Origin of the sequence: Salisaeta longa DSM 21114 (assembly GCF_000419585.1) — a bacterium.
Classification (GTDB): Bacteria; Bacteroidota; Rhodothermia; order Rhodothermales; family Salinibacteraceae; genus Salisaeta; species Salisaeta longa.
Map to the genome: position 1 here is coordinate 2,243,370 of NZ_ATTH01000001.1, position 19,101 is coordinate 2,262,470.

Annotated in this window: 17 protein-coding genes; 6 read left to right on the forward strand and 11 right to left on the reverse strand. The window is 63.6% G+C overall.

Annotated elements, in window-relative coordinates; all coding sequences use genetic code 11:
- Nucleotides 1–84 precede the first annotated feature (84 nt).
- From SALLO_RS0109290 to SALLO_RS0109310, 5 genes are all read right to left on the reverse strand, one after another.
- Nucleotides 85–1,272 carry a thiolase family protein gene (locus SALLO_RS0109290; protein WP_022836033.1) on the reverse strand — a complete coding sequence of 396 codons (1,188 nt, stop codon included), beginning with the start codon at nucleotides 1,270–1,272 and terminating at the stop codon, nucleotides 85–87.
- 167 nt (nucleotides 1,273–1,439) lie between these two features.
- Nucleotides 1,440–2,372: an MlaD family protein gene (locus SALLO_RS0109295; protein ID WP_022836034.1), complete on the reverse strand. Its 933-nt coding sequence runs from the start codon at nucleotides 2,370–2,372 to the stop codon at nucleotides 1,440–1,442.
- A 15-nt stretch (nucleotides 2,373–2,387) separates the two neighbouring features.
- Nucleotides 2,388–3,155 carry an ABC transporter ATP-binding protein gene (locus SALLO_RS0109300; protein ID WP_022836035.1) on the reverse strand — a complete coding sequence of 256 codons (768 nt, stop codon included), beginning with the start codon at nucleotides 3,153–3,155 and terminating at the stop codon, nucleotides 2,388–2,390.
- A 45-nt stretch (nucleotides 3,156–3,200) separates the two neighbouring features.
- Nucleotides 3,201–3,938, reverse strand: a complete 738-nt coding sequence (locus SALLO_RS0109305; RefSeq protein ID WP_028567090.1) for an MlaE family ABC transporter permease — start codon at nucleotides 3,936–3,938, stop codon at nucleotides 3,201–3,203.
- Nucleotides 3,939–4,199: 261 nt separating this feature from the next.
- The gene (locus SALLO_RS0109310) at nucleotides 4,200–5,591 is read right to left on the reverse strand and encodes an AAA family ATPase (RefSeq protein WP_028567091.1); all 1,392 of its coding nucleotides are present in this window, start codon (nucleotides 5,589–5,591) and stop codon (nucleotides 4,200–4,202) included.
- A 414-nt stretch (nucleotides 5,592–6,005) separates the two neighbouring features.
- Between SALLO_RS0109310 and SALLO_RS0109315 the strand changes: the two genes are divergently transcribed.
- Nucleotides 6,006–6,665, forward strand: coding sequence for an RNA polymerase sigma factor (locus tag SALLO_RS0109315; RefSeq protein WP_022836038.1), 660 nt, complete (start codon nucleotides 6,006–6,008; stop codon nucleotides 6,663–6,665).
- A 136-nt stretch (nucleotides 6,666–6,801) separates the two neighbouring features.
- Nucleotides 6,802–7,107, forward strand: coding sequence for a gamma-butyrobetaine hydroxylase-like domain-containing protein (locus SALLO_RS0109320; RefSeq protein WP_028567092.1), 306 nt, complete (start codon nucleotides 6,802–6,804; stop codon nucleotides 7,105–7,107).
- A gap of 26 nt (nucleotides 7,108–7,133) precedes the next feature.
- On the opposite strand, the gene apaG is transcribed toward SALLO_RS0109320, so the two are convergent.
- Entirely contained in the window at nucleotides 7,134–7,517 is a 384-nt protein-coding gene (gene apaG, locus SALLO_RS0109325) for a Co2+/Mg2+ efflux protein ApaG (protein WP_022836040.1), read from the reverse strand.
- Between the two features lie 213 nt (nucleotides 7,518–7,730).
- On the opposite strand from apaG, the gene SALLO_RS0109330 reads away from it, so the two are divergent.
- The gene (locus SALLO_RS0109330) at nucleotides 7,731–8,441 is read left to right on the forward strand and encodes a phosphoadenylyl-sulfate reductase (protein ID WP_022836041.1); all 711 of its coding nucleotides are present in this window, start codon (nucleotides 7,731–7,733) and stop codon (nucleotides 8,439–8,441) included.
- Nucleotides 8,442–8,841: 400 nt separating this feature from the next.
- Here SALLO_RS0109330 and SALLO_RS0109335 read toward each other — a convergent pair whose 3' ends face one another.
- The 3 genes from SALLO_RS0109335 to SALLO_RS16365 all read right to left on the reverse strand — a co-directional run bounded on the left by SALLO_RS0109335 (nucleotide 8,842) and on the right by SALLO_RS16365 (nucleotide 13,133).
- The gene (locus tag SALLO_RS0109335; RefSeq protein WP_022836042.1) at nucleotides 8,842–9,501 is read right to left on the reverse strand and encodes a CBS domain-containing protein; all 660 of its coding nucleotides are present in this window, start codon (nucleotides 9,499–9,501) and stop codon (nucleotides 8,842–8,844) included.
- Nucleotides 9,502–9,714: 213 nt separating this feature from the next.
- The gene (hflX, locus tag SALLO_RS16360; RefSeq protein WP_051141352.1) at nucleotides 9,715–11,082 is read right to left on the reverse strand and encodes a GTPase HflX; all 1,368 of its coding nucleotides are present in this window, start codon (nucleotides 11,080–11,082) and stop codon (nucleotides 9,715–9,717) included.
- Between the two features lie 116 nt (nucleotides 11,083–11,198).
- Nucleotides 11,199–13,133, reverse strand: a complete 1,935-nt coding sequence (locus SALLO_RS16365) for a GWxTD domain-containing protein (RefSeq protein WP_022836044.1) — start codon at nucleotides 13,131–13,133, stop codon at nucleotides 11,199–11,201.
- Nucleotides 13,134–13,317: 184 nt separating this feature from the next.
- Here SALLO_RS16365 and SALLO_RS16370 point away from each other — a divergent pair, with 184 nt between their 5' ends.
- Entirely contained in the window at nucleotides 13,318–14,004 is a 687-nt protein-coding gene (locus SALLO_RS16370; protein ID WP_022836045.1) for a CDP-alcohol phosphatidyltransferase family protein, read from the forward strand.
- Nucleotides 14,004–15,755, forward strand: coding sequence for a sulfatase-like hydrolase/transferase (locus tag SALLO_RS0109355; protein ID WP_040605746.1), 1,752 nt, complete (start codon nucleotides 14,004–14,006; stop codon nucleotides 15,753–15,755). The genes SALLO_RS16370 and SALLO_RS0109355 overlap by 1 nt, the downstream gene beginning before the upstream one ends.
- 17 nt (nucleotides 15,756–15,772) lie before the next feature.
- Here SALLO_RS0109355 and SALLO_RS16375 read toward each other — a convergent pair whose 3' ends face one another.
- Both SALLO_RS16375 and SALLO_RS0109365 read right to left on the reverse strand, forming a co-directional pair.
- On the reverse strand, nucleotides 15,773–16,228 hold the full coding sequence (locus SALLO_RS16375; RefSeq protein WP_157621370.1) for a hypothetical protein: 456 nt from the start codon (nucleotides 16,226–16,228) through the stop codon (nucleotides 15,773–15,775).
- Nucleotides 16,229–16,367: 139 nt separating this feature from the next.
- Nucleotides 16,368–17,387 (reverse strand): glycosyltransferase family 4 protein, encoded by a 1,020-nt coding sequence (locus tag SALLO_RS0109365; protein ID WP_040605748.1) that lies wholly within the window; start codon nucleotides 17,385–17,387, stop codon nucleotides 16,368–16,370.
- 316 nt (nucleotides 17,388–17,703) lie between these two features.
- On the opposite strand from SALLO_RS0109365, the gene SALLO_RS16380 reads away from it, so the two are divergent.
- Nucleotides 17,704–19,062: a TolC family protein gene (locus SALLO_RS16380; RefSeq protein WP_022836049.1), complete on the forward strand. Its 1,359-nt coding sequence runs from the start codon at nucleotides 17,704–17,706 to the stop codon at nucleotides 19,060–19,062.
- The last annotated feature ends 39 nt before the right edge of the window (nucleotides 19,063–19,101 follow it).

Consider the following 19,101-nt stretch of genomic DNA (forward strand, 5'->3'; position numbering starts at 1 on the left):
GCGATTAACCGCTGGAGGCTCTTACGTTGCATAACGGATACTACGCCACAGAACGCGTCATCGGGCGCTGCGGTGTGCCCGGTGTTACGTGCGCTCAATGGGCAGGGCGACGCCGCCGCCGGTGCCGTGGCAGATTGAGGCCAGGCCGTGCGCGCCGTCGTGCTGCCGCAGCGCGTGCAGCAGCGTCACCACAATGCGCGCGCCCGACGCGCCGATGGGGTGGCCCAGCGCAATGGCGCCGCCGTGCACGTTCAGCTTGTCCATGGGCACATCCAGCATCTTGTTGATGAGAATGTTGTTGATGGCAAACGCCTCGTTGTTTTCGAACAGGTCGAAGTCGGCAATGGTCTGCCCGGTGCGCTCCAGCACCTTCTCGACCGCCGGGATGGGCGCTTCGGGGAAGCGCCACGACGCCCCGGCCGACCACGCGCCGCGGCCCACTTTGGCCAGTGGCGTAAGGCCGTGCGCCTCCACCGCGTCCTTGCTTGCGAGCAGAAGCGCCGCCGCGCCGTCGCTGATCTGGCTGCTGTTGCCGGCCGTGAGCACGCCGTCGCTTTTAAACGCCGGGCGGAGGTTGCCCAGGCCCTCGGCCGTGGTGCCCGGACGAATGCCCTCGTCGCGCGACAGGGTCTCTTCGCCTCCGCGCGTCTGATACGTGATGGGCGCAATCTCATCGTCGAAGTAGCCCTTCTCGGTGGCCTCTTCGGCCCGTTGCTGCGACAGCGCCGCCGCCTTGTCCAGCGCCTCGCGCGTGATGCCATGCTCAGCCGCCAGGCGCTCGGTTTGCTCGCCCATGGCCTCGCCGCTCATCGGGTCGCTGAGGCCGTCGCGAAACATCAGGTCCTCCAGCGAACCGCCGCCCGGCGCGTACTTGTAGCCCCAGCGGGCGTCGGAGGATACGTAGAAGCCGGTATCCGACATCGACTCGGTACCGCCGGTGAGCACGATCTCGGCCTCGCCGGCTTTAATCATCGTGGCGCCGTTCAGCACGCTCATCATGCTCGATGCGCACACCATATCCACCGCATAGCCGTCAATGCTGTCGGGAATGCCGGCCTGCAGGGCCGCCTGTCGCGGAATGAGCTGCCCGTGGCCGCCCCGTAGCACGTTGCCAAAGACGAACAGGTCGAGCGCGCCGCCGTCTACAGCGCCGCGGTCGAGGGCCGCGCGCATGGCATGGGCCGCCAAATCAACAGGAGAGTGGTTTTTGAGCGCGCCGCCAAAGCGACCAATGGGCGTACGCACCGCCGAAACGATATAAACGTCACGCATAAGACTGAGCAGTTCGTGGACAAGAAACGAGGCGCCGCAGGTGCGACGTTTACAAAATCTGGAACCGCTTACACAGACGCAACCGCCGGTCGTGCAATCTGCGTTAGTTCCGCCCCGGCGCCCGGCCTCCAGGCGTATGGGGCGTTGCCTCAAGACCGTGCCCAGTGCTAAAAGACCTTCACAAGGGTCATGTCTTTCAGGTATCGGCTCGGATTCTGCTGCAGGTCTTCCAGTACCTGGTTCATGTTGAGGGCCGCCGAGTCGAGCCGGCGGTACAGGCTGGGATCGTTGATGAGGCGCCCGGCGGTGCCCCGCCCCTGGTTAATCTTTTGCGTGATGGTGCTTAGCGTGGCCGTCGATGTTTTCAGGTTGGACAGGTTCGCATTGAGCTTCCGCAACGACCGGTTGAGCAGGTCAACCGTAATGTTCAGCGAATCCACGTTCGTGCCCGTGAAGCGCTTCAGGTCTGCCGTAATGCCTTCAATGTGCTGAATCGTCTTCCGAATGTTTTCCTTTTCGGCCTGGGTGATCGACTCCACCGTCTGCAGCGTTTGGCGAAGCGAGCGCAGCACCGCTTCGATGTCGCCGCTTGAGCGCTGCATGATGCGTGCGGCCGCCGACAGCGCCGTGTTGGCCGACGAGAGGGTGCTGTCTGCTTTGGCCGCGATCACCGGCGCCTGATCGGAAAGGCGTTCCAGGATGTCTTTCGTGGGCGGCGCCGAGAGCATGCTGCCGCTGATAAGCGGGGGATTGGTGCGCGGCCCTAAAGTGATGGCCAGCCGTACGCCGCTAAGCGCGCTGAAGCCGGCCACCTCGGCATACGACCCTTGGGGGATGGTGATGTCGTCTTCCACCTTGAACGTCACGATGACCCCGCGGCCGTCGGGGTCGAGCTGGATATCCTCCACCGTGCCCACCGTTACGCCGCTAATCGTAACGGGGTTGCCCGTCACCAGTCCGCCGGCCGAGTCGAAGTGGGCCTGCAGCGTGTAGCGCTCCTGAAACAACGGAATGCCTTGAAAGAACCGAAAGCCGATAAAAAAGATAACGGCCGCGATAATGAGCGCGGCGCCCACTTTTAATTCGTTGCTGTATTGCATGCAAAATGCGGTTCGTTAGGAAGGGTCGGCGGTCGACGACGCAGGCGAACCCACGTGGTACTCGTTGGCCCGCACAAAAGCATCAAGCACGGGGTCGGGGCGGTTGTGGATCTCGGCCACCTTGCCCACCCAGTGCAGGTGCTTGTCGTGCAGGAAGGCGGCGCGGTCGGCAATGCTAAACACCGAGTGCATGTCGTGCGTCACCACCACGCTGGTCACTTGCAGCTCCTCGGCAAGCTGGCTGATGAGCTCGTCGATGGTGTTCGAGGTTTCCGGGTCGAGCCCGCTTGTCGGTTCGTCGTACAAGATGTAGTGCGGCTCCAGCGCAATGGCCCGGGCCAGGGCGACGCGCTTGCGCATCCCCCCCGAGAGCTCCGAGGGCTTCTTCGGCCCCACGTCGCCCAGCCGCACCAGGTCGAGGCACTCCTGCACCCGCTGTTCGATGGCGCGCTCCGACATGTCTGCAAAGAAGCGCAGCGGAAAGGCTACGTTTTCGAACGAGGTCATCGAGTCGAACAGCGCCCCGCCCTGAAAGAGCACGCCAAACCGCTGGCGCACCACGCGCAACCGGTCGTACGGGATGCTGCAGATGTCTTCGCCATCCACCAGCACGGCCCCCGTATCGGGATCCAGCAGCCCCACCAAGTGCTTCATGAGCACGCTTTTGCCCGATCCCGAGCGCCCAATGATTGCGATGGTCTCGCCGTCCTCAATCGTCAGCGACACGTCTTCCAGCACTTGCAGCGCCCCAAAGCGCTTGCTGATGTTTCGGACTTCAATCATGGGGGTGTCGGTTCATGATCGGACATAAGGCGGCGTACAGCATTTTTACAGGATAAGCATGGCCAAGAGGAGATCCGCGAGCAGGATATACACGCAGCTTTGCACGGCCGCCTCGGTGGTGCTGTCGCCCACGCCCTCGGCGCCGCCGTCGGTGTAATAGCCTTTGAAGCATGACACAGACGTGATGATGAAGCCAAACACAAACGCCTTAATCAGGCCAAAGAACGGATCGAACGGCTTAAAGAATTGCCGCGCGCCTTCAATAAACTCATTCATCGTCAGGGCGCCGGTCACTTCGCCCAGCACCATGCCTCCGCCAATCCCGATGAAGCACGCCGCTATGTAGAGCATGGGCACCATGATGACGCCGGCCAGCACCCGCGGAAGAATCAGGAAGCTGATGGAGTTGAGCCCCATCGCCTCCAGCGCGTCGATCTGCTCCGACACGCGCATGGTCCCCAGCTCCGCCGCGATGCGCGCGCCCACCCGACCGGCCAGGATAAATCCGGTGATGACGGCGGCCAGCTCCAGCATCATCGATGGCACCACAATGGACCCGATGATGGTGTTCGGAATGAAGGACGATTCCAGTTGATAGGCCGTCTGCACGGTAAGCACCGCGCCCGAGAAGGCCGAGGAGAGGGCCACAATGGGCAGCGAATCGACGCCGATGCGTACCATCTGCGTCACGAGATTTTCCCAGTACGTACGCACCTCATCAATCGAGGCAAAGGCGCGCCCGAGGAGAATCAGGTAGCGCCCCAGATCCTCGAGCGGCGCCATCAGGCGGTTGAGCACGGCAGTAACAGGTTGTGAGCAGTACGCGAAACGCGTGCGGAGTGCTGGGCCATGTGTCGTTTTCACCCCCAGGCGGCCGTTTTGTACACGCGCGGGCCGCCAGGAAGCGGTGTTCTATAAAAGAGACATGGACACACCGTGCCGTTTGGCTTGGGTGTACGCGTCGTAAAATGCGTTACCATCGGGTCGGTTCAATGCAAAACGCGCGAAGGCCCCGTTCCGTAGGTCAGATCGCGCGCTGCGCCGTTACGCCGACGACTCGTCTTCGGCGCGGGCTTCGTTGGCGTACCGCTGCGCGCGCTTTTTCACATCGGCATCGGCATCGCGGGCGCGCAGAGCCTCCAGGCGCTCTTGCAGCGTGGCTTCGTAGCCCTGCCCTGTCGGTTCGTAAAAGTAGGTGCCCTGCATGTCCTCCGGCAGGTACTGCTGGGGCACGTAGTGCGAGCGGTAGGCATGCGGATAGTTGTATCCTTCCCCATGGCCCAGGTCCTCGCTGTCGCGGTTGGGATCCTTCAGGTGGGTGGGCACGTCGCCGGTCTGCTCGTTGCGCACAAAGTCGAGCGCGTCGAAGTAGGCAAATGCGGTGTTCGATTTGGGTGCGGTGGCCAGGTAGAGGCAACACTCGGCCAGCATAAACTGCCCCTCGGGCATGCCGACGTACGAGAACCCCTGCGCCGCGCTTTGCGCCACCTGCAGTGCCTGCGGATCGGCCAAGCCCACATCCTCGGCGGCAAAGATGAGCATCCGCCGCAGGATGAAGCGAGGATCTTCGCCGGCGTAGATCATGCGCGCGAGCCAGTAGAGGGCGGCGTCGGGGTCGGAGCCGCGCAGGCTCTTGATGAACGCGCTGATGGTATCGAAGTGGGCATCGCCCTCCTTGTCGTACAGCACGGCCCGCTGCTGGATGGACGCCTCGGCCACCGGCAGATCGACGACAATCGTCTCGCCATCGTCGGACGGCTCGGTCGTTTCGACGGCCAACTCCAGCGCATTGAGCACCGAGCGGGCGTCGCCGTTGGCTGTGTGCACCAGGTGGTTGAGCGCCGGCTCGGTCAGATCGACGTGCAGGTCGCCGTAGCCCCGCACCGGGTCGCGCAGCGCCTGATGCGCCACCGTGCGCAGGTCGTGGGTGCTCAGGGCCTTGAGCTCAAACACGCGCGAGCGGCTCACCAGCGCGTTGTTCACCTCAAAGTACGGATTTTCGGTGGTGGCCCCGATAAACACAACGGTGCCGTTTTCCACATGCGGCAGCAGGGCGTCTTGCTGGGCCTTGTTGAAGCGATGCACCTCGTCGATGAACAAGATGGTGCGCTGCTGCTGATGCTTCTGGCGGTACTGGGCCTTCTGGATGGCCTCGCGGATGTCTTTTACGCCCGCGAGCACGGCGTTGAGGGACGTGAAGTGCGCGGCCGTCGTGTTGGCAATGATCCGCGCCAGGGTGGTTTTGCCCGTTCCGGGCGGCCCGTAAAAGATGAGGGACGCAAGCCGATCTGCCTGAATGGCACGGCGCAGCAGCGTGCCCTCGCCCAGGATGTGCGCCTGCCCAACGAACTCGTCCAGCGTTTGCGGGCGCATGCGATCGGCCAACGGACGCATACGGTCATCCGACGTCGCCGTGGTGTCAAATAAATCAGACATAAGCCATCAAAAGGAAACAAAACGTCGCGCGCCTTTCCCTGAACCCGCAGCACGCGCATGTGATTTCCGGAGGCGCTCGCAAAATACGCGTTAACCTTACGTAGTAGAATTGTGAACTGATTGGGCCTGACGAAACGGCACAGACGGCCTGCCCCGGCAATCCCCACGCGACGTTATGACGCCAAAAAACCAAATGAGCGCCCGGAGGGGCTCTTTTCTGGCGGCATGAAACGATGGACTGCTCTTTGCTACACAATAATATCCACAGGAGGTCCGTTTGGGAACATGTGGGTGCATGCCTGATTCGTAACAAGTTGCATTTGCGATTCAGCGCTGTAGTGCACACCTTAGGGTTGCGGCAAGCCGTAGCCCCCAATGAATTGGCTCATAAGCAGCAAACAGCGCAGCGTATATATGGCGAAGCAGAAAGTAGAAGTCGTTACCCGAAAGAAAAAGGACCGGCAGGGGTTTAACAACCGCTACGACGCGCTCCAGGAAATGACCGACGAAGACCTCATGTCTCAGTTTCAGGCTGGGACGGTGGAGGCCTTCAACATTCTGGTGGAGCGGTATTCCGACCGGCTCATGCAGTACCTGTACCGCTTTCTTGGCGACATGAAGCGGTGTGAGGATCTGCTGCAGGAAACCTTCTTGCGCGTGCACCGCAACCGGCACTCGTACCGCCGGATTGCGAAGTTCTCGACGTGGCTCTACACGATCGCGGGCAACCTCGCGCGCTCCGAGTACCGGAAGCGCAAGCGCCGCCGGATGCAGTCGATCCAGTCGGTGAACCGCGACAACGAAGAGTACGAGATGGAGATTCCGGACGAGTCGTTCTCGCCGGATAAGCATGCCGAGAGCACCATCCAGGATCGCTACATCCAGGAGGCCATGAACGAGATCCCATCCGCCTTCCGCGAGGTGGTGGTCTTGCGAGACATCCAGCAGCTGGCCTACGATGAGATTGCAGAGATTACGGGGCTGCCCATGGGTACGGTGAAGAGCCGCATCAACCGAGGCCGCACCAAGCTGCAGGCGCTCCTGAAGGATGTCTATCCCTACGACGAAGTGTAACCGCTCTGTGCTGCTGCTGAGCACGTTTGCACCAACACCGAACGAAGCACCGGCGGGCTGCCCTGTCGGTGCTTCGTTGTGCGTGGGCCGTGCTCCCGCCTTGTTACGCGCTTGCTTGCTTCTGCACCCTCCGGCTATGGCTTCTCCCCATCCACAACGCGTATCGGTTGACATCGACGCCCAAACGCTGACCATCGACTGGTCCGACGGCCACTCGTCGGTCTACCCGCTCGATGGCCTCCGGCGCGCCTGTCCCTGTGCCCACTGCCGCGGCGCCCACGGCGCTCCGCCCGTCGATGCGGCCGTGCTGGACCACCCCGCCCGACGCCGCTGGACCGACGTCCGCGTGGAAACCGCCGGCAGCATGGGCCTGCGCATTACGTGGGACGACGGCCACAACGACGGCATCTACACGTGGGAGCGGTTGCGCGCGCTACGCTGACGGTTCATACAGTGCCCACGCCGTACTTAGTTGGCCGCGGCTTGCAGCGGAAACTGCGGAATGGGGACGCGAAACCGCTCGCCGTCGGCGCCCTGCACGAGAAAATTCCCATCCACGACGCCCTCAAAGGAGGCAATGGTACACGTACCGTCGTACACATGCGTTTGGCCCGGTTCAATGACGGGCTGCGCGCGCAGGGGCTCGTCGCCCGCAATGTCTTGGAGCTGCCCACTGGCCTCCTGAATCGTCCACCGCCGCCGCACCAGCTGCACGTCCGTGCCGGTGCGATTGGTGATGTGTACGGCATAGCCAAATGCAAACCGCATGTCGAAAAAACTTGACGGTTCGTCGAGGTATACCGGATGCACCGCGACCGTGATGCCGCGTGTGGTCGCTACGTAGCTGAGCATAATGCGTCTTGAAGCGAATGAATCCCAAGGCTGCACGCGATAATGCACCAAATGCATGCCGCAGACGCGACACATCTGCCAGCTGTTACGGCTGAGTAACGAATTGTTTTCTTTTATGGACAAAAAGCGCTTCCGGCCTGCGCCATTGGTTGACACCTTGCTGCGTGATACGCTTTTTAGGAATCCAGCATCTTCTTGCAGCCGATCGTGCCTATGCAGCGCTCCGCCCCCTGGTCTCGCAGTCGCCTTGCGGCCCTCAATGCCCAGTTCGAACCGCAGCACCCGCGCGTTGTCCTCGACTGGGCCGTGCGCGTCTTTGGGCCGGATGTGGTGCAAGGCACCGGCTTTGGGCCCTCGGGCATCGTGATCATGCATATGCTAGCGGAGCTTGCGCCCGGAAGCACGGTATTCTTCCTTGATACCGACCTCCTCTTTCCGGAGACGTACGCCCTGCGCGATACGCTTGCTGCACAGCTCGACGTTACCATCGAGCGCGTGCACGGCGGCCTCTCGCTCGACGAGCAGGCCGAACAGGCAGGGCCCGCGTTGTGGGAGCGGGCGCCGGATCGGTGCTGCCACCTGCGCAAGGTGGTGCCGCTGAAGCGCTACCTCGCCACGAAGCGCGCTTGGATCACCGGGCTCCGCCGCGACCAGTCGAAGCAGCGTGCCAACACGCCCATCCTGCAATGGATTCCGCGCTACGAGGTGTTCAAGCTCAACCCGCTGGCCACGTGGTCACGCAAAGATGTATGGAAGTACCTGTTCGCGCACAACCTTCCGTACAACGCCTTGCACGACGAAGGCTATCCCAGCATCGGATGCATGCCGTGCACGCAGGCCGTAAACCGCGACGGCTACACCCGCGAGGGGCGGTGGCAAGGGCGCGACAAGACAGAATGCGGCCTGCACGTTGATCCCTCCTAGCCCACACACAAAAACGCCCTACAGCAGCCGGGCTACTGTAGGGCAAAAAGGGCGAGCCGCGCCGTGCAGCGACCAGGCGAGAAGAACCTCTTCTCGGACAATGTGGGGGCCGCCCAGAGCCTTTCGACGTCCACTGTTATCTGTACCCATCGAAGCGCCTATCGGTACAGCGCGCTGCGGCGACAAGGGCGCAACTCCGCGCCGCAACACGTGAGGCCTGCCGGCCGGTCCTGGAGGTAAGCCTCCTATGGTATAGGTGCAGATTCTTCTTTAACCGTGGCTGCATCGCGCACGGCTCGCGAGAAGGCTGTACCGTACGAGACGGCCGGCGTTTCGCGCAGGGGCTGCGCTTACCATCATCTCCACATGGCCCGACCGCACGGCCCACCCACGCGGCGCCCTACACCTCCAGGTAGTGCATAAACTCGTCCACCCGGCTCACCAGCTCGCTGTCTTCTTCGCCAAACGAGGCCACCACGTGGTACCCATGATGCTCCAGCACGTGGCGCACCCGCGACGTGTCGCGCGTGTTGAGCTTGAGCGTGATGCGAATCTTATCGGTGCTTGTGGCCTGCGCCTCGGAGGCCACGGCGCACACCTTGGCGCCGTTTTGTTCGATTACGTGGATCAGCTTGGCCAGGGTGTAGTCGCGCGGGTCCACCTCCAGCGCCAAAATCGCCCCCGACTCCTCAGCCGCGAGCATGCGCGCAAACTGATCGAAGATGTCGTGCCGGCGCAGCAGCCCCAGGTAGTGCCCGGCCTCGTCGGTGACGGGCACGGTGCTTAGGGTGTGCTCCACCATCGTGCGCGCCGCGTCGAAGATGTGGGCGTCGGGGGGGACGCTCACCGGGCGCGCCAGCAGCAAACCCTCCACCGGCGCGTCGGGGCCGGCAGCCTTCATGAGCTGATCTTCCGAAATGACACCCACCAAAACGTCCTCATCGTCTACCACCGGCAGGTGATGCACGTGGTGCTCCAACAGACGCCCCAGGGCGTCTTCGACCGTGTCGTCAACCGCCAGCGGCAGCGTTTCCGTATGAATAGCGTCGCGTACCCTCATAACCGTCACCGAAGGATCGTGAGCGCAGGCAGAGCCTGCAAGAAATAGCGCAGTAGGCTGTGTGAAGGAACCGTGCAAGGGTCATGCCGCATCGTACGCTACAGGAACTTGTGCGCCATACCCTACATCGGCCTCGTTGCTCAAGGTTGAGCCTTTCACCCAACATCCAATATACAAACGGTGGAGGATGTGTGAAAGTTACGCCGCGATGCGTTACGACGTTGCCACAGACGCCGGTGTGGTGGCGTAGGGCGCGTCGGCATCTTCGTCGGCCGGACGCACAACCCCTTGGGCCCCAATCATCCGGCGCACGCGCGGCAGATGCGCCGCATCGGCTCGAAATGCGATGCGCGCCACTGCTTGCGGGGCATCGGAGGAACCGTTGGCGTACAGGTATTCTTCCGCCGAGACGTCGGCCACGTCGTGCAGGTAGGCGATGGCCTTGGGCTTCGTAACCGGCACGTACGCCACGCACGCCACGTAGTCGCGCTCAATGAGCGCCAGCAGCTGCGTCTTGAGTTGCTCCAGCCCAATGCCACGCAGCGCCGAAACGAAGGCCGCGTCCGGATACTCCGACCGCAGCGCGCGCAGCAGGGCCTGGTCCTCCAACGCGTCTACTTTGTTGAACACGATGAGCGTGGGCTTGTCGCCCGACTCCAGCTCTTGCAACGTTGTGTGCACCACCTGCATGTGGTCGCGAAAGCGCGGGTGCGTAACGTCTACCACGTGCATCAGCACATCGGCCGTGCGCACTTCATCCAGCGTGCTCTTAAAGCTTTCGATGAGGCGGTGCGGGAGCTTGCGGATAAAGCCCACCGTGTCGGACAGCAGCACCTCCTTGTTGTCGTCCAGCGTAATGGAGCGCGTGGTGGTGTCCAGCGTCGCAAACAGCTGGTCCTCGGCAAGCACGGTGGTGTCGTCGGCCATCGCGTTCATGAGGGTCGACTTCCCGGCGTTGGTGTAGCCGACCAGCGACACCGTGGTAAACGCATCGCGCCCCTTCCGCTGCGTGGTACGCTGCCGGTCGATCTGCTCCAGCTGCTCGCGGAGCTTGGCAATGCGCGTGTCGATGAGGCGGCGGTCGGTCTCAATCTGCTGCTCGCCCGGGCCCTTTGTACCAATACCGCCCTTTTGGCGGGAAAGGTGGGTCCAGCGGCGGGTGAGGCGCGACCGCAGGTAATGAAGCTGTGCGAGCTCGACCTGTGTTTTGGCTGCCCGCGTTTTGGCGCGGCTCGCAAAGATGTCAAGGATGAGCCCGGAGCGGTCGAGCAACTTGCAGTTGACCTGCTTCTCGATGTTGCGCACCTGCACCGGCGCAAGGTCGTCGTCGAAGATGATCAGGTCGGCGCCATGCCGGTTGGCCATCCGCTGGAGCTGCCGCACCTTGCCCGACCCGATAAACGTCGCCGGATCGGGGCTCGTCATGGACTGCGTCATGCGCTCAACCACCGACGCCCCGGCGGTGCGCGCGAGTTGCTCCAGCTCGTTCAGGTTATCACGGACGTCCCAGCGCGACACATCGGGCGTTGCGACGCCAACTAAAATCGCTGTCTCCAGCGTCTCCTTCGTAGGGGTGTGCAAAAGTGGAGGGACCGGTTAAGCCCAGATTGTTCGGGGAATACATCGAAGCGGTATGGAGCAGGATGTACGGCGAATGCAGAGAAATGTTGCGGTTTTGCTGCGTGCGCGCCCCTTCTTTACTCGGGTTGCAGCGTACGCCGGATGGTGCGTGTGGCGGTGGCCTGCGTGCGCGTATCCTCCACGGTGACGGTAATGGCCAGCGCCCGCGGCTTTTTGAGGGCTTCCGTGGCCAGGTCGAGCAGCAGGTACTCGCTGCTGCGCGCAGACGTGCCGGTGTAGGTGGCTTCGGTGGTCGTCGTTTGCACGTCGTCGCGCCACAGGGAGCGCCAGCCGCCCTCGGTGCGCTCGTTTACGGTGTAGGCCACGCGGTAACGCGTGCGTCCGGTGGCATCTTGCGCGAGTCCGTACACCTCAAAATGCAGCACGAGCGGCGTGCTGGGGGTGAGGGTTGGAAACGGATACGGCGTCGCGCGCGTCAGGGTGCGCGCCGCGGTGTCGGGGAGCGTCATCACTTGCAGATCGCTCATGCGCAGGCCCGGCCCCGGCGGAAGCGCCGCGAGCGAGTCGCGGAGCACGGTGCCTTGTGCGCGCCGCGGGCCCAGCGTGCGCGCCGCGATGTTGTCGTACTGCGCCCAGTGCACGCGCAGATGCTGCATGGCCCGCGTGGCTGGCACCTGTAGCGACGCAACCACCGCTGCATCGGAGGAGGCGCGCTGGGCCGTGGCCGGCACCGGACGCACCTGCCGGGCGCGATGGGTGACGCGATACGCCCGGTTGTACTGATTGAGGCGAAGGTACAGCAACGCCGCCCGCGCAGAATCACCCCGCAGATCGGCACTGCGCACGCCCCAATCAATGGCCAAGCGCGTGCGGCCATCGGGCGTTAGGAAGCGCGTGGTTTGCACCGCCGCAGGCAAGCGCGGCACATCGTCGAGCAGGGCCGTGTACTGCGCCGGCATCGCCGCCCGCCGCCGACGCGCCGCCTGCACCTCCGCGCGGCGCCCCTGCTGCACGATGCGCGTCACCTGCTGGTTGGGGGGCGGAATGCCCATCATAGGATCCCACGAGATGATGCGCGTCTGGTTGATGCCGCTGCCCACCTCCACCGACTGCGTGCTTCCATTGCCAAACGACTGGCCGGTGCGTGCCTCGAAGGCCGCATCGGCACGGGCCTTCACTGCCTGCATCTCCTGCCAGTCCATGTAGTTGGCCACGTTGTCGTAGCGCGCGCCGTAGTCGATATGCATAAGGGCCAGTTGCCGGTAGATGTACTCCATGGCGGCCAAGCTGGAATACGCAATGTTGTAGCTGCGCTCCGAGTTGCCGCGCCCGTAGCGGAGGGTGGGGGGCAACAGTTCGCGGGGCGTCCCCAGCCGGTAGCAGTCGCCCGGGCGGCGAATGAACAGGTAGTAGCCCGCTTCGTGGATATGGTCGTACGCCCAGAACACGTTCTCGGGGAAATCGGATGCGCTCACCGGTACGCCAAACCGAAACACGTCCAGGAAAAAGTCGCCACTGTCGTACGTGACGGTTTCGGTGCGCGACGGGGGGCCGTACTGCACGTACATGTCGCCACGCACGTCCCACCCGGCGGGGGCCTCGGGGCAAGCGTAGGCGTGCTGTGCATGCACAAGGCGCATCACGTGCTCCTCCAGCCGCTCGTTGACCGCCGTCCCCGGCAGCACGTCTTGGCTGCGCCACCACCGCACAAGGGTAGAGCCCGCCGCCGGGCGAAACCGCCACGCTTCGGCATCGGCACCCGGGTTAACGAGAATCTGCTGCTTGAACGCGTCGGACAGCAGGGGGACGAGCTGGGCCACGCGCCGCTGAAAGATCGCTCGCTGCCGCGTGCCTGCGTTAGGTTTTACGGCGCCAAGCAGACGCCGGTACGTCGCGGCCGCCTGCAGGCGCTCTTGGGTTTGCAGGGGCGGCGTGAGGCGCTGCAGATACGCATCGGCAGCGGCAACGGTGAGCGAGTCGCGCGCGGCCGTCGGGGCGGTATCCCCCGTAGGCCCGAAGCCCAAAAGGAGCAAAGCAAGAAGCACAGACATGATCCCTACCGCATAATGCACAGCATCGGGGCGGCTGGCACACCGCCTTCACGTGTTCTCTACGAAAAGCGGCGAGAGATGCTCCCTCATGCGACAACGTCGTGACGTGCGCTGTGCCTTGGATACTTCTGAGGATTCTATCGTAAGGCATTTTGTCTCTTGTTTTTCTGTGCTCTGTTGTGTCATGGCCCTTGCCGTGCGGCGCTTTTTATCGGCCTCGCCCATCGAGCGTTGGTCACTCGTCAACGCACTGGGGCTGCTCGTGGCTACGGGCCTCACGCTGTCGTCGGCGTCAATGGCGCCGGTTGCTCTTGTGGGCATCGGGTTGCTGGCCGGCCTGGGCGGCGTGGCCCGCGAGGATTGGACGCCCAGCGGCCGCTGGGGCTGGGCCAATGCCGTTACCGCCGCCCGCGCTGCGGCCGTGGCCGTGTTGCCGCTCGTGCCCCCCACCGGCATCGCGGCTATAGGCCTTGTCATCTTGTGCACGGACGGCCTCGACGGGTGGCTCGCACGTCGCCAGGGCGAAGCCTCCACCTTTGGGGCCTTCCTGGATAAAGAAACGGACGCCTTCTTTCTGCTTATGCTGTGCCTGCTGGCTGCCCGTGCGCAGGTGCTGCCCGCGGGCGTTGTGGCGGCGGGGCTGCTCCGTTACGTGTTTGTGCTGGCCCTTTTTTGGCTACAGCCCGAAGCCCCCACGGAACAGCGCTCGTCGGCGGCCCGCTACGTCTTTGTGGCCGCCGTGCTGGGCCTGCTCCTGCCGTTTGTGGCCCCCCAGGCCCTGGCAGTTCCCGTAGCCCTGCTCGCGCTCGCTGCTCTGGGGCTCTCGTTTGCCCGATCGTTCTGGTGGATTTTTCGCTTTCGTACCGCCTGATGCCTACCGCCTCCCCTTCGCGCTCCGAGGTGCTGATCTGCTGGATCGGCTTTGCTGCGCTCAACGTGCTGCTGTTTGTGCCTGCGTGGGCCGCTGGGCAGCCCCTCAGTCCCTTTTTCCCGATGAGCGTGGAGGCGGTGGTGCTAGGCTCGGCGGTGCTGTGGAGCGCGGACCGCGCGTATGCAACGGGGGTGCGGCGCACGGCCGCCGTGCTGTACGGGGCGCTTTTTCTGTACGCGCTCTACGATGCGGGCATCTACCTTGCCACGCAACGTAGCGCCATCTTTTACGAGGACGCGCAGTACGTCGTGTCGACGGCCTACCTGCTGCAAAGCTTGCTGTCGTGGTCGCGTGCTGCGCTGCTGGTGGGTACCCTCGCGGGCCTCGCGGTGCTGCTTGGCGGCGTGATGCCGTGGACGTTCCGCGCCATGGCGCGGGCCGGACGACATCGCGCGTCACGGCGCATCCTGGCCGTCGGACACCTGGTGGTGTGGCCGCTCGTGTTCGTCGTGGCGCCGTGGCAGGCCTGGGGGGCCGAGAACCTCACCTACCAAACCGGAAACGAGCGCACCCGCGTGCGCACGCTTTCCGGCAAAATTGTGGAAAACGTCCAGGCGTCGCTGCGGCTACACCAGCTGCTGGATGAATTGGAGCAGGCACCGGTAGACTCCACCTATTTTGGATACCGCTCGGTGCCGCTGCGCGAACGGCCCAACATCTACCTCCTCATGGTGGAGTCGTACGGCGCGGTGCTGAACTCGCACCCGGCGCTGCGCGCGCCCTACCGCCGCATGATGCGCCGCATGACCGATTCGTTGGCCGCCGATGGCTGGCACATGGCCTCGGGGCATGCCGTGGCGCCGGTACGCGGCGGCCGCTCGTGGCTGGCTATTGCCTCCACCCTCACCGGCGCGCGCGTCGGCCATCAGTTGCTGTTTAAACGATTCGAGCAGCATGCCGCCGGCTACCCGCATCTGGTGGATTTCCTGAACCGGCGCGGCTACCAGACGATGGCCGTGCAGGCGGCCACCCGCGCGCGGCCCGGCCTGCCGGCGCCCAACACCTACGGCTTCGACCGACTGCTCTACCAAAATGCGCTAAACTATCGTGCGCCCCTGTACGGCTGGGGCGGCGTGCCCGATCAGTACAGCCTCCACTACGCGCACGCCGTAGCCGACAGCAGCCGGGCGCCGCTCTTCCTCTTTTTTGAGGGCGTCGACTCGCATGCCCTCTGGAATTACGGATTGCCCCCGTACCTGCCCGACTGGCGCACCTTCAATGCGGCGGCTGCCCATCCGCAGCCCAGATCATGGCTCGATGCCCGCGCGCGCCTCGAGACGGCGATGCTGCCCGATTCGGTGACGAGCCCACGCATCTACGATGCCCCGGTCACGCAGCGCTACCTGCGCCACATCGCACACGACCTGCGCGTGGTGCGCGACTTTTTGCGCACGGCGGTGCCGCCCAACAGCCTGGTGCTGCTGATGGGCGATCACCAGCCGCCGGTACTGCCCAGCACCACCGCCGACGTCCCGCTGCACGTCCTGAGTCGCAACCCGGCGCTGCTCCGCGGCTTCACCTCGCACCTGGGGTTTACGTCGGGGCTGCTGCGACCGCCGGGACAGCCGCTGGCGCGCGTCCGGCAAGAAGCGCTCTACAGCATCCTCGTGCACATGCTGGCCGACACGTCGCGCACCCCGCGGCCCGCGATTCAGCCCAACGGCATCAGCCGCGCCCTGCTGGTCCGCTGAACCATCGGCTACGTGCCTCAGTCGCGCTCGTAGTAGATGTGCTGCGAGACAAAGTGCTCGCCGCTGTCTGATGACGAAAACGACGTCTCCACACCGCAATCCTGCGAATCGCTCACGCTGAACGACACAAGTGCGGAGTCATCATAATCATCGTCTTCCGCAACAACATCGAATCCGCATTCGACTTCAACGTCAATGTCGCTGATTTCGGATGAGCCTCGGACGTAAATGTAGTAGCGATTGCCCGCATAGAACCGGCGCGTAAACGTCTTACTCTTGTCCGTATCCAAACGAAAAATCCGATACCCTGAAAGGTTCATGCCGGACCGGCTAAGCATTCGATCCATCGAGTCGTGATCGTCATCAACCAGTAGAAGCAACTGATCGTCAGATGTTTGTGCCAAAGCAGGGTGCGTGGCAAAGCCAACGACAAAAACCAAGACAGCCCATAGTACAGCGTTTCTGTAGGTCATGGGGCGAGACAGGTGGTGTTTTGTATTGTGATGTTGCAAGAAATGCACAAAAGTGTAAATTATGCAAGCAAGAATGACTCTTATCTACACCTCATCGCAATGCTATAAATGTTTTATTGCACAAACTGGCATCCAACAACTAATCGAAAGCATCTTGCGTAGCTTTCCATAGGCGCATTGCTGCTTCGTCCCATGTAGGAAATGATGCAGCCGCTTGCTGCGCCGCTGCCTGCGCCGCTTCGCGCGCGGCGCCATCCACAATGAGGCGTTGCAGCGCCTTCCGGAGCGCTTCCGTGTCGCCGGCCGGTACCAGCGCGCCCGCCGGGGCCGCTCCCAGATTGTCGGGGAGGCCGCCCACCCGGTAGGCCACCACCGCACAGCCGCCGGCGAGGGCCTCGCGCGTGGCCATGCTGCACGTCTCGAAGCGCGAGGGCAACACGAATACGTCGGCCGCTTGGTACAGCGCCGGCATCTCAGGCGACGGCACGGCGCCCCGGATGTCGAAGCGGTCAGCGACCGGCGTGGCCTCGATGGCAGCCCGCACCGCGCGGCCCGCGTCGGGGTCCAGCGCATCGTCGCCCACCAGCGTCCACTGCCAATCCTCCGCCGGGAGCGCGCTGAGTACCGCTACCAGTTGTGGCACTTGTTTGCCTGGCACCCAGTTCGCTACGGTAAGCAGTTGTACCGGGCGCTGCGGCGGGGCAGGGGCAGACGCGTCGGTACGAAAGCGGGCGTCGAGGCCGGGCGGCACCACATGACAACGTGCGGGGGCCGTTGGCACCGCATGCAGCGCCCGGCACACATACGCGCTGGGGGCCACTACGGCGTCAAACAACGCCAGCGCCCCGTGCTCGCCCGGATCATCTGCGGCCGTCGGGTCGACGCACGCGAGGTAGTGGGCCAGCAACACAAGATGCGCATCGGGATGGGCGGCACGGAGCGCCTGCAGCGCCTCACGATGCCGCAACAGCAAGCTGTCGACAATCACCACCGCGCCGGGCGGCACCGCCGGAAGGGACGGCGGCGCATGGGCTGTGGGCCACGTCCACACGGTGGGCGGCGGCGCGGGCCACGCATCCAGCACCCGCCGGTTGTAGCGATTCCCGCCGGTGGGCAGCGCTTGGATGTCGGGCACGATCCAGCCTACAGGGCGCGGCATATCCCACAACGTCAGTTGCGTGCGGAGGCCAAGCACAGGCCCGTACCAAAACGGAGCGTCTGCGCTTGCATGAGCAGTGTGCTGCATCTGTTCTGAAGCGGCGCTGCCTTACTCGGGGACTGAGCCCAATATGCGACAACAGAGGCGCCGCCGTGTCGCGCTATTTGGTCAGGGATCAAGGCACCAGCTTGGGAGACCCGCCGCCATCCTAATTGATCGCTAATCCGGTTCTCATTGCGCTATAAGATCTCCAGTCAGAGCGGACAGTCGGAGAGGGTGACCCTCCGGCGAACTTCATATCAATCACCATGGCGCAATGATTCAATCGTTCTGGCAGAGAAAGCTCCTTATGGGCATTTTGGTGAGTGCCCTGGGGCTTTTGGCAGCCTCCGGCAACTACGACGTCTCGGCACATCCGCGCTCGGTTTCCGACACGCTTTTCTTCAAAGAAGCCACGGCGCTGCTCCTGAAGAACAACCCGCAGCTCCGTGCGGCCCGCGCTCGCACACAAGCCCTGAGCATGGGGGCACAGGCCCAATCCCTCTTCCCCAACCCAACGCTTGGACTGTCCGAAGAATACACGCCGTATACCAACGCCGACGGCGCCGACAATGAGTGGTTTCTGCAACTCAGCCAGCCCTTGAGGTATCCGGGCGAGCAGCGCGCCCGGCGCCAGGCGGCAGAAGCAGCAAGTCGAGCAGCGAAGGCAGCGCTCCAGGAAACGCGCACCGCGCTGTACAACTCGCTTCGCCGCCGATACCTGAACGTTGTGGTTGCAAGCGCCCGTCTGCGAATTTTGAAGCGTTACACAGAGGCCGTCCGCCGCGCGGCCCGTGCTGCTACCGCACGGTATGAGGAGGGCGACCTGAGCGCCATTCGCTACAGTCGGCTCATGAGTGCTCGGGCCACCTATGAAAGCGACCTTGCAGCCGCTCAGCGCAAGCGCCAAGCAGCTCAGATGCAGCTGACATACATGCTTATGGGCCAACAGACGCAAGGCCTCGACGGGCCCTCGCAGATCGGAGCATACGTGATTCCAGACTCCCTTTCTTTTCGAGCAATCACCGTAAACGCGCCAGCCGCCGTAGCAGCAGCCACGAGCCGGCGCCCGCTACTGAAGGCCCAGCAAGCCCGCGTTGAGTATGCGCGACAGACCCTCAGGGCCACGCGCTACCAGCAATATCCGGGGTTGGGCCTTTCGGCAGGCCCCAAACGGCTTGCCACGCCCGGTGGCAGCAGCCTCGGCTTTACCGCTGGAATAACCATGACACTGCCGTTGTGGAACGGCGGTCGCACGGCGGTGGAGGCACAACGCGGGCGTCGCAACCAGGCCCAGGCCCAGCTCGACGCCTTCCAGCGCAGTGTAGCGGGAAGCGTACACGACGCTCTGCGCCGCCTCAAAAGCGCACAAACTCTTCTGCAGACGTCAGATCTCCAGGTGACGACCTCCCTCCAAGATGCGCTGTTCGTCTACGAGCAGGGCGAGATCACCCTGTTCGAACTGCTGGACACCATCGCCTCGGCCCGTCGAACGGAACTGCTGCAAGTTCGCCTAAGGGCCGAGTACTTCCGCGCCCTCTACGACCTGGAGACGGCCATTGGCGTTGGGCCGCACGATGCACCGATTGTCGTGGAGGGGGCGCTCTCCCCGCTTCGCTCTGCCCGACTTCCGTAACACGTACCCACCGCACCTTCACGAATGACTTTCTTTCCG

What these genes read in the sequence shown, in the direction of transcription:
- SALLO_RS0109290 (WP_022836033.1), bottom strand. Translation starts at nt 1,272, where the DNA reads ATGCGTGACGTTTATATCGTTTCGGCGGTGCGTACGCCCATTGGTCGC.
- SALLO_RS0109295 (WP_022836034.1), bottom strand. Translation starts at nt 2,372, where the DNA reads ATGCAATACAGCAACGAATTAAAAGTGGGCGCCGCGCTCATTATCGCG.
- SALLO_RS0109300 (WP_022836035.1), bottom strand. Translation starts at nt 3,155, where the DNA reads ATGATTGAAGTCCGAAACATCAGCAAGCGCTTTGGGGCGCTGCAAGTG.
- SALLO_RS0109305 (WP_028567090.1), bottom strand. Translation starts at nt 3,938, where the DNA reads ATGGCGCCGCTCGAGGATCTGGGGCGCTACCTGATTCTCCTCGGGCGC.
- SALLO_RS0109310 (WP_028567091.1), bottom strand. Translation starts at nt 5,591, where the DNA reads ATGTCTGATTTATTTGACACCACGGCGACGTCGGATGACCGTATGCGT.
- SALLO_RS0109315 (WP_022836038.1), top strand. Translation starts at nt 6,006, where the DNA reads ATGGCGAAGCAGAAAGTAGAAGTCGTTACCCGAAAGAAAAAGGACCGG.
- SALLO_RS0109320 (WP_028567092.1), top strand. Translation starts at nt 6,802, where the DNA reads ATGGCTTCTCCCCATCCACAACGCGTATCGGTTGACATCGACGCCCAA.
- apaG (WP_022836040.1), bottom strand. Translation starts at nt 7,517, where the DNA reads ATGCTCAGCTACGTAGCGACCACACGCGGCATCACGGTCGCGGTGCAT.
- SALLO_RS0109330 (WP_022836041.1), top strand. Translation starts at nt 7,731, where the DNA reads ATGCAGCGCTCCGCCCCCTGGTCTCGCAGTCGCCTTGCGGCCCTCAAT.
- SALLO_RS0109335 (WP_022836042.1), bottom strand. Translation starts at nt 9,501, where the DNA reads ATGAGGGTACGCGACGCTATTCATACGGAAACGCTGCCGCTGGCGGTT.
- SALLO_RS16365 (WP_022836044.1), bottom strand. Translation starts at nt 13,133, where the DNA reads ATGTCTGTGCTTCTTGCTTTGCTCCTTTTGGGCTTCGGGCCTACGGGG.
- SALLO_RS16370 (WP_022836045.1), top strand. Translation starts at nt 13,318, where the DNA reads ATGGCCCTTGCCGTGCGGCGCTTTTTATCGGCCTCGCCCATCGAGCGT.
- SALLO_RS0109355 (WP_040605746.1), top strand. Translation starts at nt 14,004, where the DNA reads ATGCCTACCGCCTCCCCTTCGCGCTCCGAGGTGCTGATCTGCTGGATC.
- SALLO_RS16375 (WP_157621370.1), bottom strand. Translation starts at nt 16,228, where the DNA reads ATGACCTACAGAAACGCTGTACTATGGGCTGTCTTGGTTTTTGTCGTT.
- SALLO_RS0109365 (WP_040605748.1), bottom strand. Translation starts at nt 17,387, where the DNA reads ATGCCGCGCCCTGTAGGCTGGATCGTGCCCGACATCCAAGCGCTGCCC.
- SALLO_RS16380 (WP_022836049.1), top strand. Translation starts at nt 17,704, where the DNA reads ATGATTCAATCGTTCTGGCAGAGAAAGCTCCTTATGGGCATTTTGGTG.